Here is a 17382-nt window from a genome sequence, read left to right on the forward strand (position 1 = left end):
ACGCTCTGTCAGTTTTGAATCTGCAATCGCAAGGGGACAAGCGATGCCGGAACACATGACCGCTGCCATTGACGATGGATTTGACCAGAATGCGCGCGATGCGGTCTACCGCGCCATGTTCACGCGGCGTGACGTGCGCAGCCATTTCCTGCCCACCGCGATCGATGACGACGTGCTGGCACGGCTGCTGCTTGCCGCCCATCACGCGCCATCGGTCGGCTTCATGCAGCCATGGAATTTCATTGTCATTCGCGATGTCAAACGACGGGCGGAGGTGCGCGACCTGTTCCTGGCCGCGCGAGAACAGGAACTGCCGGCGATCGAGGCGGAAAAACAGGCGCTGTACCGCAAGCTCAAGCTGGAAGGCATCTGCGAGAGCGCGCTCAACATCTGCATCACCTGCGACCGGCAGCGCTCGAAGGGTTCGCCGCTGGGACGCTGGCACAATCCGGAGATGGATCTCTACAGCACCGTCTGCGCGGTGCAGAATTTCTGGCTGGCCGCGCGTGCCGAGGGCGTTGGCGTCGGCTGGGTGAGCATCATCGAGGCTGAGGCGCTGAAGCGGCTGTTGGCCATTCCGGACCACGTAACGCCGATCGCCTATCTCTGCGTCGGCCGTGTTTCCGAGTTCGCTCCCAAACCGGACCTTGAAACGCATGGCTGGGGACGGCGGCTGCCGCTGCCGGAGCTGATCATGAGCGAGACCTTTTCCGGGCAAGGCGAGACACAGCTCAAATCCACCGTGGCGCGCCTCAACACCGTTTCTGCCTCACCAGACATCACCCGCCCAGCGGATCAGGGTGTGGCGCCGGCCGTACCCCAGCGCGAACCGCCGAAGGAGGCCAGCGCCTTGTCCTTGAGCTCTCTGAACTTCGACGACGCCTCGGCCAGCCGGGCGTCCCAGGCGGGATCCGGCACCTGGCCCGCAATGGTCTTGAAATAGACCTGCATCAAGCAGGCGATGGCGAAGGGTTCAATGAACGCCGCCTTGAATGCCCAGGCGAAGACGATGGCGAGCACAAAAGCCCAGCCGGCGAGCTGACCAGGCATCAGGAACAGAATTGCGCCAGCAGGCGCCAGCATCATCAGAAAGATGATGAATGACACGCCCCACATGATGACCGCCAGCCAGACGGCGTTCTTGACCATGACCTTGCCGTTCTGGGCATACAGCACGACGCCTTGGCGCGCCGTCTCGAACGGCGAGGCTGAATTGATGCGGATGTTGTAGCCGAGGATGATCTCGTCCACATAGGTCAGCGACAGGCGGATCACGGTGTTGATGAAGGAGACCAGGCCGCTCAGGCCCGGTATCGGCAGGAAGGCGGCGATACCGCCGAGCAGGCTGGTGATGGCGCGGATGGCACCCTTGACGAGTTGGTCGACGACGAAAAGGGTGTTGGCCTCGGCAAAACGCTGGGTCACGATATCCCTGGCGTAGGCGATCTGGTCCTGACCGCCGGGAATGTCGCGGCCGTCGATCAGATGAACCATGACGGCGATGTGGCCGGCCTTGACGATGTAGAGGATGTATTCGCGGATCCAGTAGACCGCGATCGAGACGATGCCAAACCCGACCACGCCGCCCCACAGGGCAAAGGACATGGGCCCGTCGGGATCGGTGGAGATATGGCCGACGCCATAGCCGACCGAGGCACCGGTGCCGGTCGCCATGATGTAGGCCAGTGTGATGCCGAAATAGACGATCATGCGAAAGACGATGAACGGCCAGGTCCGCATCATGATGGACACCGACCGGCCGATCTCGAAATCCCACATGTGCCCCGAATCTCCGCCTCAGAGATGGTGGAAGAGGATGGGCTCAACCCGGCGATTGTCAATTGCCGGCCCTTGACGCCGAAGGGCAACGAATTCGGGCTGACGGTTTTCTTTCGGAGCCTTTCGCCGGCGCGCGGCTGACGGAGCATCAAACGAAAAACCCGCCTGTGCGGCGGGTCACTGGCGCAAATCAGCACCATGGACGAATATATACCTTAGCTGAGGTCACCGAGTCAAGAAAAAATTCCTATCGGGAACAGCTGCCGGGCACGAAAGCTCCGGTGGGAACTTCAATTCGACTGCGGGTCCGGCTTCTTGAGCAGGCCTTCGAGCAGTTGCTTGAACGCCGTCACCACCTTCTTCGACGTCGCTTCGGGGTCGCTCGAATTGGCGATCCGTTGCGCTGCCTGGCTGCTCGCTCCGTTGATCAATCGCGAGGCCGTCTCGGGGTCGAGGCTGGAGACAACGACCCCCTCCTCCTGCAGCGCGGTCAGATGGTCGGTCATTGAAGCGATGCACGCACTGCAATTCGGCCATTGCGCTGGATCCCCCAGCACGGCCGGGCCATCGCGGAACATGATGCGCTGGATTTCCGGCTCCAGCGCCATCTCGATATAGGTCGAGCATTCGTCGACGAAATGTTGCCAACGGGTCGGCGCTCTCGACGCGACCTCATTGATGCGCGCCGCCATCTCGCCGTCAATCTGGGCTATGACCGCCTGCAACAGCCCCTTCTTGTCGCCGAAATGATGATAGAGCGCACCGCGCGTCAGCCCGGCCGAAGCGGTGAAATCATCCATCGAGGCTTCCGCATAGCCTGTTGTGCCGAAGGCATGACGGGCCGCCGCAATAAGCTTTGCGCGCGTCTCGGCGATCATCTCCTTGCGGGGTTTGTGCATGTGTCCTGGACCTATTCACATACGCTTCGTATGCTAATTGACATACGCGGCGTATGCTCTATCTAATAATCATACGCTCCGTATGTAATTGTCCAATCGTCCTTTGTCGAGGAACCAACCGATGCAAAATCCCTATGCGGAAATCTTTCGTGCCCCCGGCGCCAAGGGCTTTGCGGCCGCCGGCTTCCTAGCGCGCCTGCCGATCGCCATGGCGCCCATCGGCATCGTGGCGATGCTGTCGCAGGCGCGCGGCGAATACTGGCTGGCTGGAGCCGTCTCGGCGACATACGCGCTGGCCAACGCCTTCGTCGCGCCGCAAATATCGAGACTGGTGGACCGCCTGGGCCAGACACGAATCGTCGTGCCCACCACTATCATCGCGGTGCTGGCTTTCGCCGTCCTCATAGCGGCGGCCAACCAGGACTGGCCGGTGTGGACGCTGTTCGTGTCGGCACTCCTGGCCGCCGCCATGCCAAGCATACCTGCGATGGTGCGGGCGCGCTGGACAGAGATTTTCCGAGGACGACCGCAGATGAACACCGCATTCGCCTTCGAGTCCGTGGCCGATGAACTGGTCTATATCGCCGGGGCATCGTTATCGGTCGGCCTGAGTGCCGCCCTATTCCCGGAAGCCGGCGTTCTGGTGAGCACATTATTTCTCGCATTCGGATCAGCGGCCTTCATCCTGCAACGCTCGACCGAGCCCCAGGTGCGGCCGGTCGACCATAACTCAAGCGGCTCGGCGATCCGCCTGCGGCCGGTTCAGATCATCACGCTTGCCCTGATCTTCGTCGGCGCAACCTTCGCGACGACGGAAGTGACCACCGTGGCGATCACCAAGGAGCTTGGCCAACCCGGCGCCGCCAGCCTTGTCATCGGCGTTTATGCGCTGGGATCGTTCGTGCTCGGCATCATCGTCGGCGCGCTCAGCCTGAAGGCGCCGCTGCAACGCCAGCTCGCCATCGCAGTCGCCCTCGTCGCGCTCGGCACGCTGTTGCCGCTCGCCGCCGACACCGTGCCGCTGCTGGCGCTGACCGTGTTCATCAGCGGTGTGGCGATCTCGCCGACCTTCATCACGGCCTTCGGCCTGATCGAGCGGCATGTGCCGGAAGCGATGCTGACCGAAGGCATCACCTGGGTCATGACCGGCATCGGCATCGGCATGGCGCTGGGCTCGTTCGCGGCCGGCGCGGTGGTGGATGCGTTCGGTGCACCGAACGGGTTCTGGGTGTCGGTGGCTTCAGGCACGATCGCGCTGGCCACGGTGCTGCTTGGCCAACGCAGCCTTGCCACGACTGAGTGCGAGATGGACGTATGTGAAGCGGCCGCGATTGCCGCGGAATAATCAGATAGCGCCCGGTTTCGAGCCGGGCGCTAGCTGCCTAGAGGATCTCGGTCTTGGCGATGTGGATGCCAAAACCTTCGAGGCCGACATAGTGGCGTTCGCGCGAGGCGATCAGGTTGATCGAGGAGATGCCGAGATCCTTGAGGATCTGCGCGCCGAGCCCGATCTCGCGCCACTCGTTTTCGCGGCGGCGAGCCTCTTCGTGATCCTCGCGGTCGCCGCTGGCCGGCCGTTTGCGTTCCTGATGCGCAACGCCGACGGAGCCTTCTCTGAGATAGACGATGACGCCGCGCCTGCGCTCACCCATCGCCTTCATGATGGCGTCGAGCCGGTGGCTGGTGCCGAAGACATCGGTCACCACATCCTCGGAATGCAGACGCACCGGGACCTCCTCGCCGTCGCGGATGTCGCCGAAGACTATCGCGACGTGATGCATGGAGTCCCACGGCAGCGTGTAAGTGAAGACCTGTGCCTTGCCGCCGAGCGTGTCGATTTCCGAGCACGCGACGCGTTCGACCAGAGTTTCCTTGCGCTGCCGGTAGGCGATGAGGTCGGCGACCGAAACCTGCTTCAGCCCATGCTCCTCGGCGAAAGCCTGCACCTGAGGGCCGCGCTTGACGGTGCCGTCATCATTGACCAGCTCGGAAATGACGCCGACCGGCGGCAGGCCGGCGAGCTTGCACAGGTCGACCGCGGCTTCGGTATGGCCGGAGCGCATCAGCACGCCGCCTTCGCGCGCAATCAAAGGGAAGATGTGGCCGGGCCGGACGAAATCCGAGCCACCGACATTGCCGTTGGCAAGATTGCGAACGGTCAAAGTGCGATCTTCGGCCGAGATGCCCGTGGTGGTGCCATGCTTGAAATCGACGCTGACGGTGAAAGCCGTGGTGTGGGCGGAATCGTTGTCGGCGACCATCGGCGCAAGGTTAAGCCGCTTGGCTTCTTCGCGCGGCATCGGCGTGCAGACGATGCCGGACGTGTGGCGAACGATGAACGCCATTTTTTCGGGCGTGCAGTGGACGGCGGCGACGATCAGGTCGCCCTCGTTCTCGCGCCCGTCATCATCCATGACGACGACGATCTCGCCGCGTTCGAAAGCACGCAGGGCTTCGACGATTTTTTTCTGGTCGTAAGGCATGGGTACTCGCTTCGCTCGCAGGGGAATAAGGGAGTAGGGCAGTACGGGAGTAGGGAAAAGCAAAAAGATTTGGCCGGCCGGACTAAGAGCGCAACATATTGCCCTATTCCCCTATTCCCCTATTCCCCTCCCCGTCTGTCCCCGATGCCGCAGATAGTGGTCGGCGATCGCACAGGCAACCATTGCTTCGCCGATCGGCACGGCGCGGATGCCGACGCATGGATCGTGGCGGCCCTTGGTCATGATCTCGACGTCCTTGCCGTCCTTGTCGATCGACTTTCGCGGCGTCAGGATCGACGAGGTCGGCTTGACGGCGAAACGGGCGACGATCGCCTGGCCGGTCGAGATGCCGCCAAGGATGCCGCCGGCATTGTTGGACAGGAACACCGGCTTGCCGTCATTGCCGATGCGCATCTCGTCGGCATTCTGTTCACCGGTGATGCGGGCGGCCTCGAAGCCGTTGCCGATCTCGACGCCCTTGACCGCGTTGATCGACATCAAGCCGGAGGCGATGTCCTGATCGAGCTTGGCATAGATCGGCGCGCCGAGGCCTTGCGGAACGCCGTCGGCGACGATTTCGATCACCGCACCGACCGAGGAGCCCGCCTTGCGGATGCCGTCGAGATATCTGGTGAAGACAGGAACGGACGCCGGATCGGGGGTGAAGAACGGATTTTCGGCATCGCCGATGAAATTCCAGTTCCAGTTGGCGCGGTCGATGGATTTTTCGCCCATCGACACCAGCGCGCCGCGCACCACCACGCCGGGCACCACCTTGCGCGCCAACGCACCGGCCGCCACCCTGGCTGCCGTCTCGCGGGCCGAGGAGCGGCCGCCACCACGATAATCGCGCACGCCGTATTTGACGTCATAGGTGTAATCGGCATGGCCCGGCCGGTATTGGCGGGCGATCTCGCCATAATCCTTTGAACGCTGGTCGACATTCTCGATCAGCATCGACACCGGCGTGCCGGTGGTGATCATCGTCTCGCCGTCCTCGTCGAGGATGAAGCCGGACAGCACCTTCACTTCATCCGGTTCGCGACGCTGCGTCACGAAACGTGATTGCCCCGGCCGGCGCCTGTCGAGTTCGGCCTGGATGTCTCGCAGAGTAAAGCGGATGCCGGGCGGACAGCCGTCGACGACGCAGCCGAGCGACGGGCCATGGCTTTCGCCCCAGGTGGTGACGCGGAAAAGGTGGCCGAACGTGTTGTGAGACATGAAATGACCCTGCCCGGCAGCGGAGCCGGCTTGGCGCATGACCCCGAAAATCGGAGCGATTTTCGGAAAGGATTATGCGCAAAATCAACAATGCTACAGCGTCCTTCTCGCGTCCAAGAGGACGCGCGGGGCTGTAGGTTGCCTTCTATTGGCGTTTTTCACAGGGGTCAAACTGTGATCTGGCGGATTTAGTTTTGACACATTCGGTTGGTTTCTGCTCTGCTCCATCCGCCGTTGAACGCCCGCCGCCATGCCGGCGCAATGATAAAGAGGAACGATCATGCGTACCCTGATTGGCGCCATTGCCGCCACGCTGCTGCTTTCCACCGCCGCTTTCGCCGGCCAGACCGAAGGCCTGATCAAAAAGATCGACAAGGACACGGCGACGCTGACGCTGGATGACGGCAAGTCCTACAAGCTGAACGCAGAGACTGATCTCGACGCGCTGAAGCCGGGCATGGACATCGTCATCGCCTACGATGTGACCAATGGCGAAAACATCGTCACCGACATGGAACTGCCGGACAGCTCTGCCAACTAGAGCTTCCAACCTCAATTGAATGCAGTATTTGCGGTTCAGCTTTCGCCGAGCCGTGTGCGAACTGGCCTAAAGCCACTCCAGACTCTTGCCTTCGAGCTTGAGCAGGCGATCCTGCGGTATTTCCAGGTTCGCTGCCTCGTCCTCGGCCAGCCCCAGAACGAAGCGAAACAAGGTGCGCATGACGCCGCCATGGGTCACGCATATCGTCTGGCGTTCGATCTCGTCGAAGCATGGCCTCACCCGTTCGAGCAGCATCTGATAGCTCTCGGCGCCTTCGCCGGGCGGCTGAAAGTTCCACTTGTCCAGAGCCCGCGTCATGCTCGCTCCGGGATAGCGTGTCTCGAGCTCGGGAAAGGTAAATCCCTGCCAGTCGCCGAAATTGACTTCGACGAGGCGCGGATCGGTTCGATAGGCACCCGGATCGAGCTCCATCGCGGCGCGAATACGCTGCATCGTTTCGCGCGTCCGTTTCATCGGACTGGCGAGGAAATCGAATTCCCAGGGGTTTGGGACCAACGCGGCTAGCCGAAGCCCGTTTCCGGTCGCCTGTTCGCGGCCAAGAGGGTTGAGATCGGTGTCGGCCTGCCCCTGAAGCCGGAATTCGGCGTTCCACGCGGTCTGGCCGTGGCGCGCGATATAAACCAGCGGGTACATCAGGTCTTCCGGTGCGGGATCGGGACGGACGACGGTTGGCCGGGCGTTAGTCCTTGACCGTCGAAATATCAGGTGCGTCGACCGCCTTCATGCCGACGACGTGGTAGCCCGAATCGACGTGATGCACTTCACCGGTGACGCCGCGCGACAGATCGGACAGGAAATAGACGCCGGAATCGCCGACTTCCTCCTGCGTGACCGTCTGCTTCAGCGGCGAATTGTACTCGTTCCACTTCAGGATGTAGCGGAAATCGCCGATGCCGGAGGCGGCCAACGTCTTGATCGGACCGGCCGAAATGGCGTTGACGCGGATCTTCTTGGCGCCGAGGTCGACCGCCAAATAGCGCACGCTGGCCTCGAGCGCCGCCTTGGCGACACCCATGACGTTGTAGTGCGGCATCACCTTTTCGGCGCCGTAGTAGGTCAGCGTCAACAGCGAGCCGCCATTGGTCATCAGCGCCTCGGCGCGCTTGGCAATGGTGGTGAAGGAATAGACCGAAATGTCCATGGTGCGCAGGAAATTGTCGCGCGTCGTCTCGACATAGCGGCCGGTCAGCTCGTCCTTGTCGGAGAAGGCAATGGCGTGGACGAGGAAATCAAGCTTGCCCCAATGTTTGGCGACATTGGCGAAAACCTCGTCCAGGCTCGCCGGATCGGTGACGTCGCAATGGCCGGCGACAAAGGCGCCCAGTTCCGCCGCCAGCGGCTCGACGCGCTTCTTGAACGCCTCGCCCTGATAGGTCAGCGCGATCTCGGCGCCATGGTCGACGCACGACTTGGCGATGCCATAGGCAATCGACCTGTTGTTGGCGACGCCAAGAATGAGGCCGCGCTTGCCGGCCATTAGGCCCTGTCCACCCGCCATGTCAGCGCTCTCCGCAAGATTTCAGCTTTGTGGGTTGCCCTATCGCACAGGCACAGAGCCCCTTCAAGCGCTCAAACCGGACAGTTCAGGGACAAAAGCCGCCGATCAGCCTTTTTGGCTGCGCAACAGCGCTTCGAGCGCGCTATCACCGCCTTCCGGCAGCATGATACGCACGTGGGCATAGAGATCGCCGTGACCGCCGGCCTTTTCCGGCAGGCCCCTGCCCTTCAGCCGCAGGACCTTGTCGGAGCTCGACCAGGCAGGAATGTTGACCGCAAGCCTGCCGGTCGGCGTCTCGACCGGCACCTTGGCGCCGAGCACCGCATCCGCCAGCGCCACCGGCAGATCGGCGTGCAGGTCGCGGCCCTCGATGCGGTAGCGTGGATGGCGGCGCAGATGGATCTTGACCAGCGCGTCGCCTGGCTGGCCCGGCCCCTGCTCGCCTTGGCCTTTGAGGCGGATGGTCTGGCCATCCTCGACATAGGCCGGCAGCTTGACCGCCACCTTGCGGCCGTCGGGGAACATCGCCGTCACCTTTTCGGCGGTCGCCGCTTCCTCGATGGTGACGTCGAGCGTCACGTTCAGATCGGCTGCTGTCGCCTGCTGACGGCGATCGCCCGTGCCGGGACCGCGCGCGCCCGAAAAAGTGTCGCCAAAAATCTGGCTGAAGATGTCGCTGTTGCCGTCGAACGGATCGCCACCCGGTCGGCCGGAGCGGAATTCGAACCGCGAACCGCCCGGACCTTGCTGCCGGCGGAACCCGCCGAAGGGATCGCCGCCACCGGCAGCGCCCTCAAAGCCCTGGAATCGCGGCTTTCCGTCGGCGTCGATCTCGCCGCGATCGAAAGCGGCGCGATTCTTTTCGTCGCCGACGATCTCGTAGGCCTGGTTGGCCGCGGCAAAACGGTCCTTCGCCTTGGGATCATTCGGATTCTGGTCCGGATGATGCTTCTTGGCGAGTTTCCGATACGCCGACTTTATGTCCTTGGCCGATGCGTTCCTGGCAACGCCCAGCACCTCATAGGGGTCGCGCATGCTTACTGCCCTGGAGTAGAGTTGAGTCTCTGGTTGCCTCCTATATGCGCTCGCATAGGAAGAAATTCCAGTGCTGGAGCAGCATATCAGACGCGGAAAATCAGAGTGCCTTGAAGTCCTGCATGCGCCAGCCACCGGCGCTGGCCAGGCACAGTTCGCCTTCAAACATGGCAACGCCGTCAAAGCTTTCGCGCGAGGCCTTGAAGCGGCGGCAGGTCTGGCCGTTGTCCTTCAATTCCGCCAGATCGGTGATGGAACCGCGCGAGCCGGTGCCGGCATTGGCCCATGGGACGGCCTGCCCGCCGAGCTGCTCGATATCGGCCGAGGAAACCGCATTGCCGATCGTCGTCTGGTCGGAGTCGCGATCCAAATTGGCCGGCGCGGCCGAGGCCGATGTGCTGCTGGTCAGGATCGAGCGGTCGACTTCGGCTTTTTCCAGGCTGAAGCCGCCGGCGCCACACGCGGCAAGCGGCAAGGCGACCGCCACGATCGCGGCTTTCGCGCTGGCCGAAGCGATAACGCTCCATTGCCTGCTGTCAAAAGCTTGCGCGATACGCGACAATCGGCAGCCTCCCCCTTGCTTCGTAAAGAATCTTGGCTTTGTAAGAATCTTGGCTTCGTGACAATTTGAGAAAAACTATGAGTGACACTGAGTTAACAAGCGGTGACTTTACCGAGGCTGCCGAGCCGTTTCGCCTCTTTGCCGCATGGCTGGACGACGCAACGAAAAGCGAGCCGAACGACCCCAACGGCGTGGCTCTGGCGACCGTCGATGCCGACGGCATGCCGGATGTGCGTATGGTGTTGCTCAAGGGATTCGATGAAGGCGGGTTTGTCTTCTACACGAATTTCGAGAGCGCCAAGGGCCAGGAGATTCTTGGCAGCATGAAGGCGGCGATGTGTTTCCATTGGAAGTCGCTGCGCCGCCAGGTGCGCATTCGCGGACCGGTGGAGATCGTCAGCGACGCCGAAGCCGACGCCTATTACGCGACGCGGCCACGCGGCAGCCGCATCGGCGCCTGGGCCTCGAAACAGTCGCGACCACTGGAAAGCCGCTTTGCGCTGGAAAAGGCGGTGGCAGAATACACGGCACGCTATCCGATCGGCGAGATCCCCCGGCCAAAGCACTGGTCCGGCTTCCGAATCGTGCCGAGCACCATCGAGTTCTGGCACGACAGGCCGTTCCGCCTGCACGACCGGCTCGTCTTCAGCCGCGACGCGAAAGGCGCCTGGGATAAGACGAGGCTTTATCCCTGAAGGAGAGGCTCAGGCCTTCTTTCTGGTCATGAACGCGGTGAGCGCGGCGCGCGCCTCATCGGACTTCAGCCGCTCGCGAAAATGCTCGCTTTCCTCGCCGATGCGGGCGACGAGGTCGTCTCGCGAGCCACGCATCAGGTCGCGCGCGATCTTCAGCGCCTGCGGCGGCTTGGCCGCGATCTGCCCGGCCGCCGCCAGCACGGAGGCCTCAAGCGCTGCTTCCTCGACCACCTCGTAGATCAGGCCGGCGGCCTTCGCCCGTTCAGCCGAAAAGCCTTCGCCGAGGCCGAGCAGCGCGAAGGCACCCTGCTGCCCGAGGATGCGCGGTGCCAGCAGGCTCGATCCCGCCTCAGGCACCAGGCCAAGGTCGACGAAAGGCGTCCTGAACACGGTGCGTGGCGTGGCGAAGGTCAAGTCGCAATGCAGGTTGAGCGTGGTTCCGATGCCGACCGCGATGCCGTCGACGCCGGAGACCAAGGGTTTTTCGACCTTGGCCAGGGCCATCAGGAAATCCCAGACTTCGGTGCCGCCGTCGCCGCCGGTGGCGACGACCATGAAGTCGGCAAGGTCGTTGCCGGAGGAGAAAGCGCCGGGCACGCCGAGGAAGACATGGACGCGGATCGCGGGATCGGCGTCGCCTTCAGCCAGGGCTTTTGACATTTTCGCATACATGGCGCGCGTCAGCGCGTTCTTCTTGTCCGGCCGGTTCATGCGGATAATCTGGATGGCGCCCTGGCGCTCGACGAGGATATGGTCTGTCACGGTGTCTTCCTTGTGAAACGTCAGGCGGAGACGAGCGTCTTGCCGGCAGCGGCGAGGCTTTCGGCGCCATCGATGACGCGCGCCCTCAAGGCGCTGACCTCGCCGAGCAGGTTTTCGGCAAAGAAACGGCAAAGCGCTATGCGGTTGTGATCGGCAAGAGCACCGCGCGCCAGATAGGCGCCGCCGGCGGCAAGCGAGATCAGCCTGAGATAGGGCGTGGCGCCTGCCAGCGCCTCTTCCGACCGGCCATCGGCCGTCAGTTTTTGCAGGAAGCGGGTCGCTTCGCTGAGATCGCCAAGTGCCGCGTCGAGAGCGTCGGCGGTGCGGCCGAAACCCTTCATGTTCGAGGTCCGCACCGCTGCGGCCATATCAGCCAGTTCGGCGATGTAACCATGCACATGGTCGCCACCGCCGAGTGGCAGCTTGCGCATCACCAGATCGATCGCCTGGATGCCGTTGGTGCCCTCGTAGATCGGCGCGATGCGCGCGTCACGATAGAAGGCGGCCGCTCCCGTCTCCTCGATGAAACCCATGCCGCCATGAACCTGGAGGCCGAGTGAGGCAACTTCGACGCCGATATCGGTCGAGAACGCCTTTGCCAGCGGCGTCAGCAGATTGGCGCGGTCGCGCCAGTGTGCCGCCTCGTCACCGGCGGAGACACGGGCCATGTCGATGGCGTGGGCACAGGAATAGCTGATGGCGCGTGCGGTCTGGGTCAGCGCCTTCATGGTCAGCAGGCTACGCTGGACATCGGGGTGATGGACGATAGGCGCCATACCCGTGCCAGTGTAGCTCGAGGCCTTGCCCTGCCGGCGCTCATTGGCATAGGCGATCGCCTTCTGCGTTGCGGCTTCCGCGACCGCCACCCCCTGCATGCCGACACAAAGCCGCGCATTGTTCATCATGGTGAACATGCAGGCTAGCCCCTTGTTCTCCTCGCCGATCAGCCAGCCGACGGCGCCGGGTTCGGCCCCTTCGAAGCCGTCGCCATAGATCATGGTGCAGGTCGGCGAGGCATGGATTCCGAGTTTATGCTCAAGTCCGAAACAGAAGACGTCGTTGCGGCCGCCGAGCGCGCCATCGTCGCCGACCAGGAATTTCGGCACCAGGAACAACGATATGCCGCGCGTGCCGGCCGGCGCATCGGGCAGCCGCGCCAGCACCAGATGGATGATGTTGTCGGTGAAATCGTGCTCGCCATAGGTGATGAAGATTTTTTGGCCGAAGATGCGGTAGCTGCCGTCACCCGCCGGCTCGGCACGGGCGCGCAAGGCGGCGAGGTCCGAACCGGCTTCCGGCTCGGTCAGGTTCATCGTGCCCATCCAGTCGCCGGAGACGAGCTTTTCGAGATATTTGGCCTTGAGGTCGTCGGAGGCGTGTTTGTCCAGCGCCTCGACCGCGCCCATGGTCAGCGTCGGGCCGATGCCGAAGGCCATGGCGGCGGAGTTCCACATTTCGAGCGCGGCCACGCCGAGCATGGTCGGCAGCGCCTGGCCGCCATATTCCGCAGGCCCGGAGAGCGCGTTCCAGCCGCCATCGATCCAGCGGCGATAGAGTTCCTTCCAGCCGGGCGGCGTGGTGACGGCGGCGCCGTTCAGCACCGCACCCTGCCGATCGCCGATCGTGTAGAGCGGTGCGACCTCTTCGGTGGCGAAACGGCCGGCCTCGCCAAGAACGGCATCGACCAGATCCTCGCCGAGATCGCCGAAGGTGCCGGCATCGAGCGCCGACTTCATGCCGGCCACGTGCTTGAGCGTGAAGGCGATATCCTCGACCGGTGCCCTATACATGCCGCTCACTCCTCCTGATGCATCGGCCCGCCCAACCCTAGAGCCGGTGCCGCTGCAAAACCACCCGCCGTATCAGCGGTCTCCCACCTTTCCTCAAAAACGGCAACTAAGGCCCGCGATGCCGGGACTACCAAAACATCGCCGCCCTCGCTAATGGCTCGCCCCTACACGTTTCCCCACAGCGCGTCAGCTCGAGCCGGGCGAATGATCGGCGCCTGCCTGATCTCCCCGCGCTACGTCACACAGCGTCAGCACATGGGATCGAGTCGATAGTCGCGACACGAGATCGCTCCAAGGACAAACACGCGCCCATCGCGCTATTGTTCGGCGTTCGCGATGCCCATGCCCGAATGCTTCCTGACGTCGGGCGTGTGGCTCGATCCGACGGCGCCGTTGGCGGGCCGTGCCGCCGTTTCGTGGCGCGAGATCGGTGGCCATGGCGGAGCATCCGCGCCGTACTTGGAGGCGATGCGCCATGATCTGCATCACTGCCTTTATCAATGAGCCGAACGTCCAAGCCATGCGATGAACACAGCGAGAACATGGCTCGCGATCAGGGGGGACTACTTGTGGGTGATCCAATCCAACAAAACTTCGATCTGCTCGCACCGACATGCATTGAAAGCGCCAGAACCTATAAGACTAGCCCTATTTACGATAGCAATTGCTGGTTTCGATCAATGTTGCTTCGCGCACCGCAAAACCTTAAAGACCGATGCGGCAAGGGCTTGTATCGGTTCCTATGATTCGAAAGGGAGTACGGCTCTTATTCCATGGCGCCGTTATCTCGGCGGATAGGTGAGATCGTGACAAAGTCAAAATGGACTGCAACGCGATCATGAGCCCAAAATCTGGCAATGAAATTCGCTCGATATGCATTGTCCAAACAAAATTCCTGGGTGATGTCACGCTGACATCTGCTTTGGTCCGCAATCTACGCCTCGCCTATCCCGACGCTTCGATAACAATGATATGCGCGCCTGGCCTTAAGCAATTCATTGTCGCGCAACAGATTGCCGACGTGGCGGTTGGCTTTGAAACCGGGGGCAGAGGAAGGACTCCGCTTAAGCGATTGACCGACTATTATGCCCTTATTTCTGCTCTGCGGCGTCAAAAATTCGATCTCAGCATCGATCTTACCGATACAAAAACCTCACGGATCATGCACCGTTTGGCCGGCGCCCCACTTCGGGTTGGCTTCGATCCTCCCGAGCGTCCGTTTAAGTTCTGGGAAATTCAGATGGCAAACGTCCTCGCGCCGCCGTTCGGCCATGGTGGCTCCCATTATCTCTACAGATACCTGTCTCCATTGGGCGCCCTCGGGTTAGCGATTCAAAACCCAACCCCTCGGCTGCAGCCCACCAAGATTGCCCAAGAGGAGTGTGCCAGGCTTCTTTTCGAAAACGCCTTGGCGAAGAAATCATACGTGGCTGTGCATGCGGGCGCGAGGTCCGAGGGGCGTCGTTGGCCGCCGCAACATTTTGCCGCCGTCATTGATGAGATCTACGCCAAAACCGGGCTGCGGTCTCTGATCATCGGTGGGCCTGACGAAAGGCCCGTTGCGCAAAGCATAATTGAAGCGGCAACATCGCCGGTGGCCACTGTCGTCGGAAAGGCCTCGCTTGAAGTCCTTGTCGCGTTGTTGACAGAAGCGGCAATTTTCCTTGGCAATGACAGCGGCCCGATGCACGTTGCAGCCTCTGTTGAAACTCCGGCGGTGGGATTGTTCGGTCTGCAGTCTCCTGATCTATGGGGCCCGTTTGGTATCCCCAACAAAACGCTCCGGCCGCCCATGCCTTGTCCATGTATCGCTCCAGGTGTTTGTAAAGAATACAACCCCGGTGGGGTCTATTGTGTTCAGCGGCTTCAGGTTGCTGAAGTCGCAGAAGCGACACTCGATTTCATTGAGACAAGCGGCTCTCGACCGACCCAAACTACGATGCGCGTAATTACCTAGCATTGATCCGCGACGTCATCGAACTGACGTGCCCCTCGATGCCGTTCGATCACCCACGCGATGCGAGATCGTTTCTTCGGCCGTCTCGTAGCTCACGTCCGTCTCGTCGCCAAGATACTCGTGCAAGCTCGACCTGAACCCATGAACGGTCACGTCGCCGGGCGTCAGATGCAGGATGCCGGTCCTGACAGTGCTTGGCTTCGCGCCTCGCGAGCCGCTAGGAAGATGTACGCCGCATCCCGATACGGAGGCAAGCTGCTCCCGGAGGATGGTCATGGCGCGCACATTTTTTGTAAGCCTCAAATTTGTCACGCGGATTTTGCAATCGGGGCGGCGCGTATTAAGTTCAAGCCATGCCGGATCGACCGGCGCGAGATCAGAACCAGCAACCGGAACCGCCCATGCTTGCCAGACCCGACGCTTACCGCTGCATCGAATGCGGCCTGCCCTATCGAGCGGAGGGGTTCTGCTACGATGGGGGCAGACTGGACCACGGTGCCGCCTACTGGTCGGATCGCGGCATATTGTGCTCGCCGCAATGTTCGCTCGCCCACCACCGCAAACGCGCCGCCGAAGGCACGCTGCGGCAAGAGCCGGCGCCGGACCCGTTTGAATTCTAGCCATTCAGCCGGCGCTGAACGCTCGACCAAAGGTGATCATAATGCCAAACGAACAGACCGGTATTGCCCACACCGAAGCAGCGCAGCCCTCCATTGACGAGGCTGCCGCCATCCGCCTTTCAATCGAGAACCAGATCGCCTTGGTGGCAGCGATTGTGAACCCGCCGGAGCCGAATGAAGCGCTACGCAAAGCCGCGAATGCTTACAAACGGCTTGTCGTTGAATCCCGGTAAATCTCACCCTGATCGTCGATCCACCAAAGGCCACCTCAGCCGTGTCTCCCGCCGAAGCAAATCCTTAACCATGGCGGTTCAGGATTTGCCTTTGATCAACGGGGATTCCCTGTTTTGAAAAGTACGGTGCGCCTTCTTCGCCGCACAGCGCTCCTCGCTCTTGCGGCGACGATGGCGCTTTCGACGGCGGCAACGGCCTCGGATTTTTCCGAGCCGTGGAAGAACGCCGACCGCGCTCTGGTCGTCGATGCCTACGAATACAATTCCATCGACTGGGCCCAGCTCGCCACCGACAAGCGGGTCGTCGGCTTCATCAACAAGGCCTCCGACGGCATGCCGCCGTCCTATTTCTGCCTGGGCAACGACATTGAGGTGAAGCTTTGCAAGGCGCTGTGGAAACGTCATGCGGTGACGCGCGAACTGTTCCAGACGCGCCGGGTGGTCGCCAAGGCACTCGGCCTGAAATGGGGCGCCTATCACCTCGCCCGCCCCGGCAATCCGGTCGAGCAGGCCAACAATTTCCTCGATTTCGCCGAGCCTGCGCCGGACGATCTCATGGCTCTCGACATCGAGGGCAATGATCCCTCGCAATGGATGTCGCTCGACGATGCCGAGGAGTTCGTACGCCATGTGCATCGGCGCATCGGCCGTTTCCCGGTGCTGTACACCAACGGCAAGACCGCCCAGTACATTGCCGACAACAGCTACCGATACCGGCTCCTGTCGCGGCTGCCGCTCTGGTATGCGCGCTACACCAACGACATCGACGTGCATTTCCCGATGGGCAACTGGCAAGGCTACGCACTTTGGCAGTTTTCGGCGCAAGCCAATTGCGGCCGTTTCCGCTGCCCTTACAGGGTTGCCGGCACGCCTAACGACATAGACGTCAATGTCGCGCCGACAGACGCCGCCACGCTGCGCGCGCAATGGCCGTTCGGTGGGCTTATCGACGTGCCGCCGGACTATCTCGCCTCGATACCGCTACCGGTCTCACGCGAGGCCGGCCTCGCCGGCAATGTCACCATCACCTATGCGTCTGTGGCCGCGCCGCCGACTTTCGAGGACATGGTTGCAGCGTTGGGCACACGCTGGTCCCGTTTCCGCGACGGCTTCCGCATGCCAGTCGTGAAGACGGTGCCCCGGAGACCGAGTTTCGGCATTGTCCAATATGTCGCCTGGAAGCGGACCGAGCGGCGTTCGCCCGCACAACTCGACGCTGCCTTTGCCTTGTCCGATCCGCTCAGCACCGCTTCCACCGAACTCGATCGCGGCCAGCGGTGAGCCAA

The 17382-nt window shown here is 62.1% G+C and carries 18 protein-coding genes and 1 pseudogene; 9 read left to right on the plus strand and 10 right to left on the minus strand.

Annotated features, from left to right (window positions below):
- Positions 1-55: 55 nt before the first annotated feature.
- A pseudogene (gene bluB / locus NKH06_RS24335) lies at positions 56-673 on the plus strand (5,6-dimethylbenzimidazole synthase); the annotation flags it as partial.
- Between the two features lie 122 nt (positions 674-795).
- Here bluB and NKH06_RS24340 read toward each other — a convergent pair.
- Both NKH06_RS24340 and NKH06_RS24345 read right to left on the minus strand, forming a co-directional pair.
- On the minus strand, positions 796-1779 hold the full coding sequence (locus NKH06_RS24340) for a hypothetical protein (protein WP_245486021.1): 984 nt from the start codon (positions 1777-1779) through the stop codon (positions 796-798).
- A 290-nt stretch (positions 1780-2069) separates the two neighbouring features.
- Complete coding sequence (locus NKH06_RS24345; RefSeq protein ID WP_027035960.1) at positions 2070-2678, minus strand: TetR/AcrR family transcriptional regulator; 609 nt, start codon at positions 2676-2678, stop codon at positions 2070-2072.
- A 121-nt stretch (positions 2679-2799) separates the two neighbouring features.
- On the opposite strand from NKH06_RS24345, the gene NKH06_RS24350 reads away from it, so the two are divergent.
- Entirely contained in the window at positions 2800-4023 is a 1224-nt protein-coding gene (locus NKH06_RS24350; protein WP_128302485.1) for an MFS transporter, read from the plus strand.
- Positions 4024-4060: 37 nt separating this feature from the next.
- Here NKH06_RS24350 and ribB read toward each other — a convergent pair whose 3' ends face one another.
- Together ribB and aroC are read right to left on the minus strand one after the other, a co-directional pair.
- Complete coding sequence (gene ribB, locus NKH06_RS24355; RefSeq protein WP_127268178.1) at positions 4061-5161, minus strand: 3,4-dihydroxy-2-butanone-4-phosphate synthase; 1101 nt, start codon at positions 5159-5161, stop codon at positions 4061-4063.
- 111 nt (positions 5162-5272) lie between these two features.
- Positions 5273-6382, minus strand: a complete 1110-nt coding sequence (gene aroC, locus NKH06_RS24360; RefSeq protein WP_352439985.1) for a chorismate synthase — start codon at positions 6380-6382, stop codon at positions 5273-5275.
- A gap of 280 nt (positions 6383-6662) precedes the next feature.
- Here aroC and NKH06_RS24365 point away from each other — a divergent pair, with 280 nt between their 5' ends.
- A complete protein-coding gene (locus NKH06_RS24365) occupies positions 6663-6923 on the plus strand; it encodes a DUF1344 domain-containing protein (RefSeq protein WP_027035965.1) in 261 nt (86 codons plus the stop codon).
- A 66-nt stretch (positions 6924-6989) separates the two neighbouring features.
- Here NKH06_RS24365 and NKH06_RS24370 read toward each other — a convergent pair whose 3' ends face one another.
- From NKH06_RS24370 to NKH06_RS24385, 4 genes are all read right to left on the minus strand, one after another.
- Entirely contained in the window at positions 6990-7577 is a 588-nt protein-coding gene (locus tag NKH06_RS24370) for a histidine phosphatase family protein (RefSeq protein ID WP_352439986.1), read from the minus strand.
- Between the two features lie 46 nt (positions 7578-7623).
- The gene (gene fabI, locus NKH06_RS24375; protein WP_023808634.1) at positions 7624-8442 is read right to left on the minus strand and encodes an enoyl-ACP reductase FabI; all 819 of its coding nucleotides are present in this window, start codon (positions 8440-8442) and stop codon (positions 7624-7626) included.
- 105 nt (positions 8443-8547) lie between these two features.
- Positions 8548-9477, minus strand: coding sequence for a DnaJ C-terminal domain-containing protein (locus NKH06_RS24380; protein WP_023808635.1), 930 nt, complete (start codon positions 9475-9477; stop codon positions 8548-8550).
- Between the two features lie 100 nt (positions 9478-9577).
- On the minus strand, positions 9578-10039 hold the full coding sequence (locus NKH06_RS24385; protein WP_027035968.1) for an RT0821/Lpp0805 family surface protein: 462 nt from the start codon (positions 10037-10039) through the stop codon (positions 9578-9580).
- 77 nt (positions 10040-10116) lie between these two features.
- Between NKH06_RS24385 and pdxH the strand changes: the two genes are divergently transcribed.
- The gene (gene pdxH, locus NKH06_RS24390; protein ID WP_352439989.1) at positions 10117-10734 is read left to right on the plus strand and encodes a pyridoxamine 5'-phosphate oxidase; all 618 of its coding nucleotides are present in this window, start codon (positions 10117-10119) and stop codon (positions 10732-10734) included.
- 9 nt (positions 10735-10743) lie between these two features.
- On the opposite strand, the gene NKH06_RS24395 is transcribed toward pdxH, so the two are convergent.
- Positions 10744-11496 carry a crotonase/enoyl-CoA hydratase family protein gene (locus tag NKH06_RS24395; protein WP_352439990.1) on the minus strand — a complete coding sequence of 251 codons (753 nt, stop codon included), beginning with the start codon at positions 11494-11496 and terminating at the stop codon, positions 10744-10746.
- A gap of 20 nt (positions 11497-11516) precedes the next feature.
- On the minus strand, positions 11517-13286 hold the full coding sequence (locus NKH06_RS24400) for an acyl-CoA dehydrogenase family protein (protein ID WP_352439991.1): 1770 nt from the start codon (positions 13284-13286) through the stop codon (positions 11517-11519).
- A 336-nt stretch (positions 13287-13622) separates the two neighbouring features.
- Here NKH06_RS24400 and NKH06_RS24405 point away from each other — a divergent pair, with 336 nt between their 5' ends.
- The 5 genes from NKH06_RS24405 to NKH06_RS24425 all read left to right on the plus strand — a co-directional run bounded on the left by NKH06_RS24405 (position 13623) and on the right by NKH06_RS24425 (position 17377).
- Positions 13623-13790, plus strand: coding sequence for a hypothetical protein (locus NKH06_RS24405; RefSeq protein WP_023808640.1), 168 nt, complete (start codon positions 13623-13625; stop codon positions 13788-13790).
- A 334-nt stretch (positions 13791-14124) separates the two neighbouring features.
- Positions 14125-15243 carry a glycosyltransferase family 9 protein gene (locus NKH06_RS24410; protein ID WP_352894320.1) on the plus strand — a complete coding sequence of 373 codons (1119 nt, stop codon included), beginning with the start codon at positions 14125-14127 and terminating at the stop codon, positions 15241-15243.
- A 401-nt stretch (positions 15244-15644) separates the two neighbouring features.
- Complete coding sequence (locus tag NKH06_RS24415) at positions 15645-15863, plus strand: hypothetical protein (RefSeq protein ID WP_352439994.1); 219 nt, start codon at positions 15645-15647, stop codon at positions 15861-15863.
- 41 nt (positions 15864-15904) lie between these two features.
- The gene (locus NKH06_RS24420; protein ID WP_352439995.1) at positions 15905-16096 is read left to right on the plus strand and encodes a type II toxin -antitoxin system TacA 1-like antitoxin; all 192 of its coding nucleotides are present in this window, start codon (positions 15905-15907) and stop codon (positions 16094-16096) included.
- A 171-nt stretch (positions 16097-16267) separates the two neighbouring features.
- Positions 16268-17377: a glycoside hydrolase family 25 protein gene (locus NKH06_RS24425; protein WP_128302530.1), complete on the plus strand. Its 1110-nt coding sequence runs from the start codon at positions 16268-16270 to the stop codon at positions 17375-17377.
- Positions 17378-17382 lie beyond the last annotated feature (5 nt).

Source organism: Mesorhizobium sp. M1342, assembly GCF_040317955.1.
Lineage (GTDB): Bacteria > Pseudomonadota > Alphaproteobacteria > Rhizobiales > Rhizobiaceae > Mesorhizobium.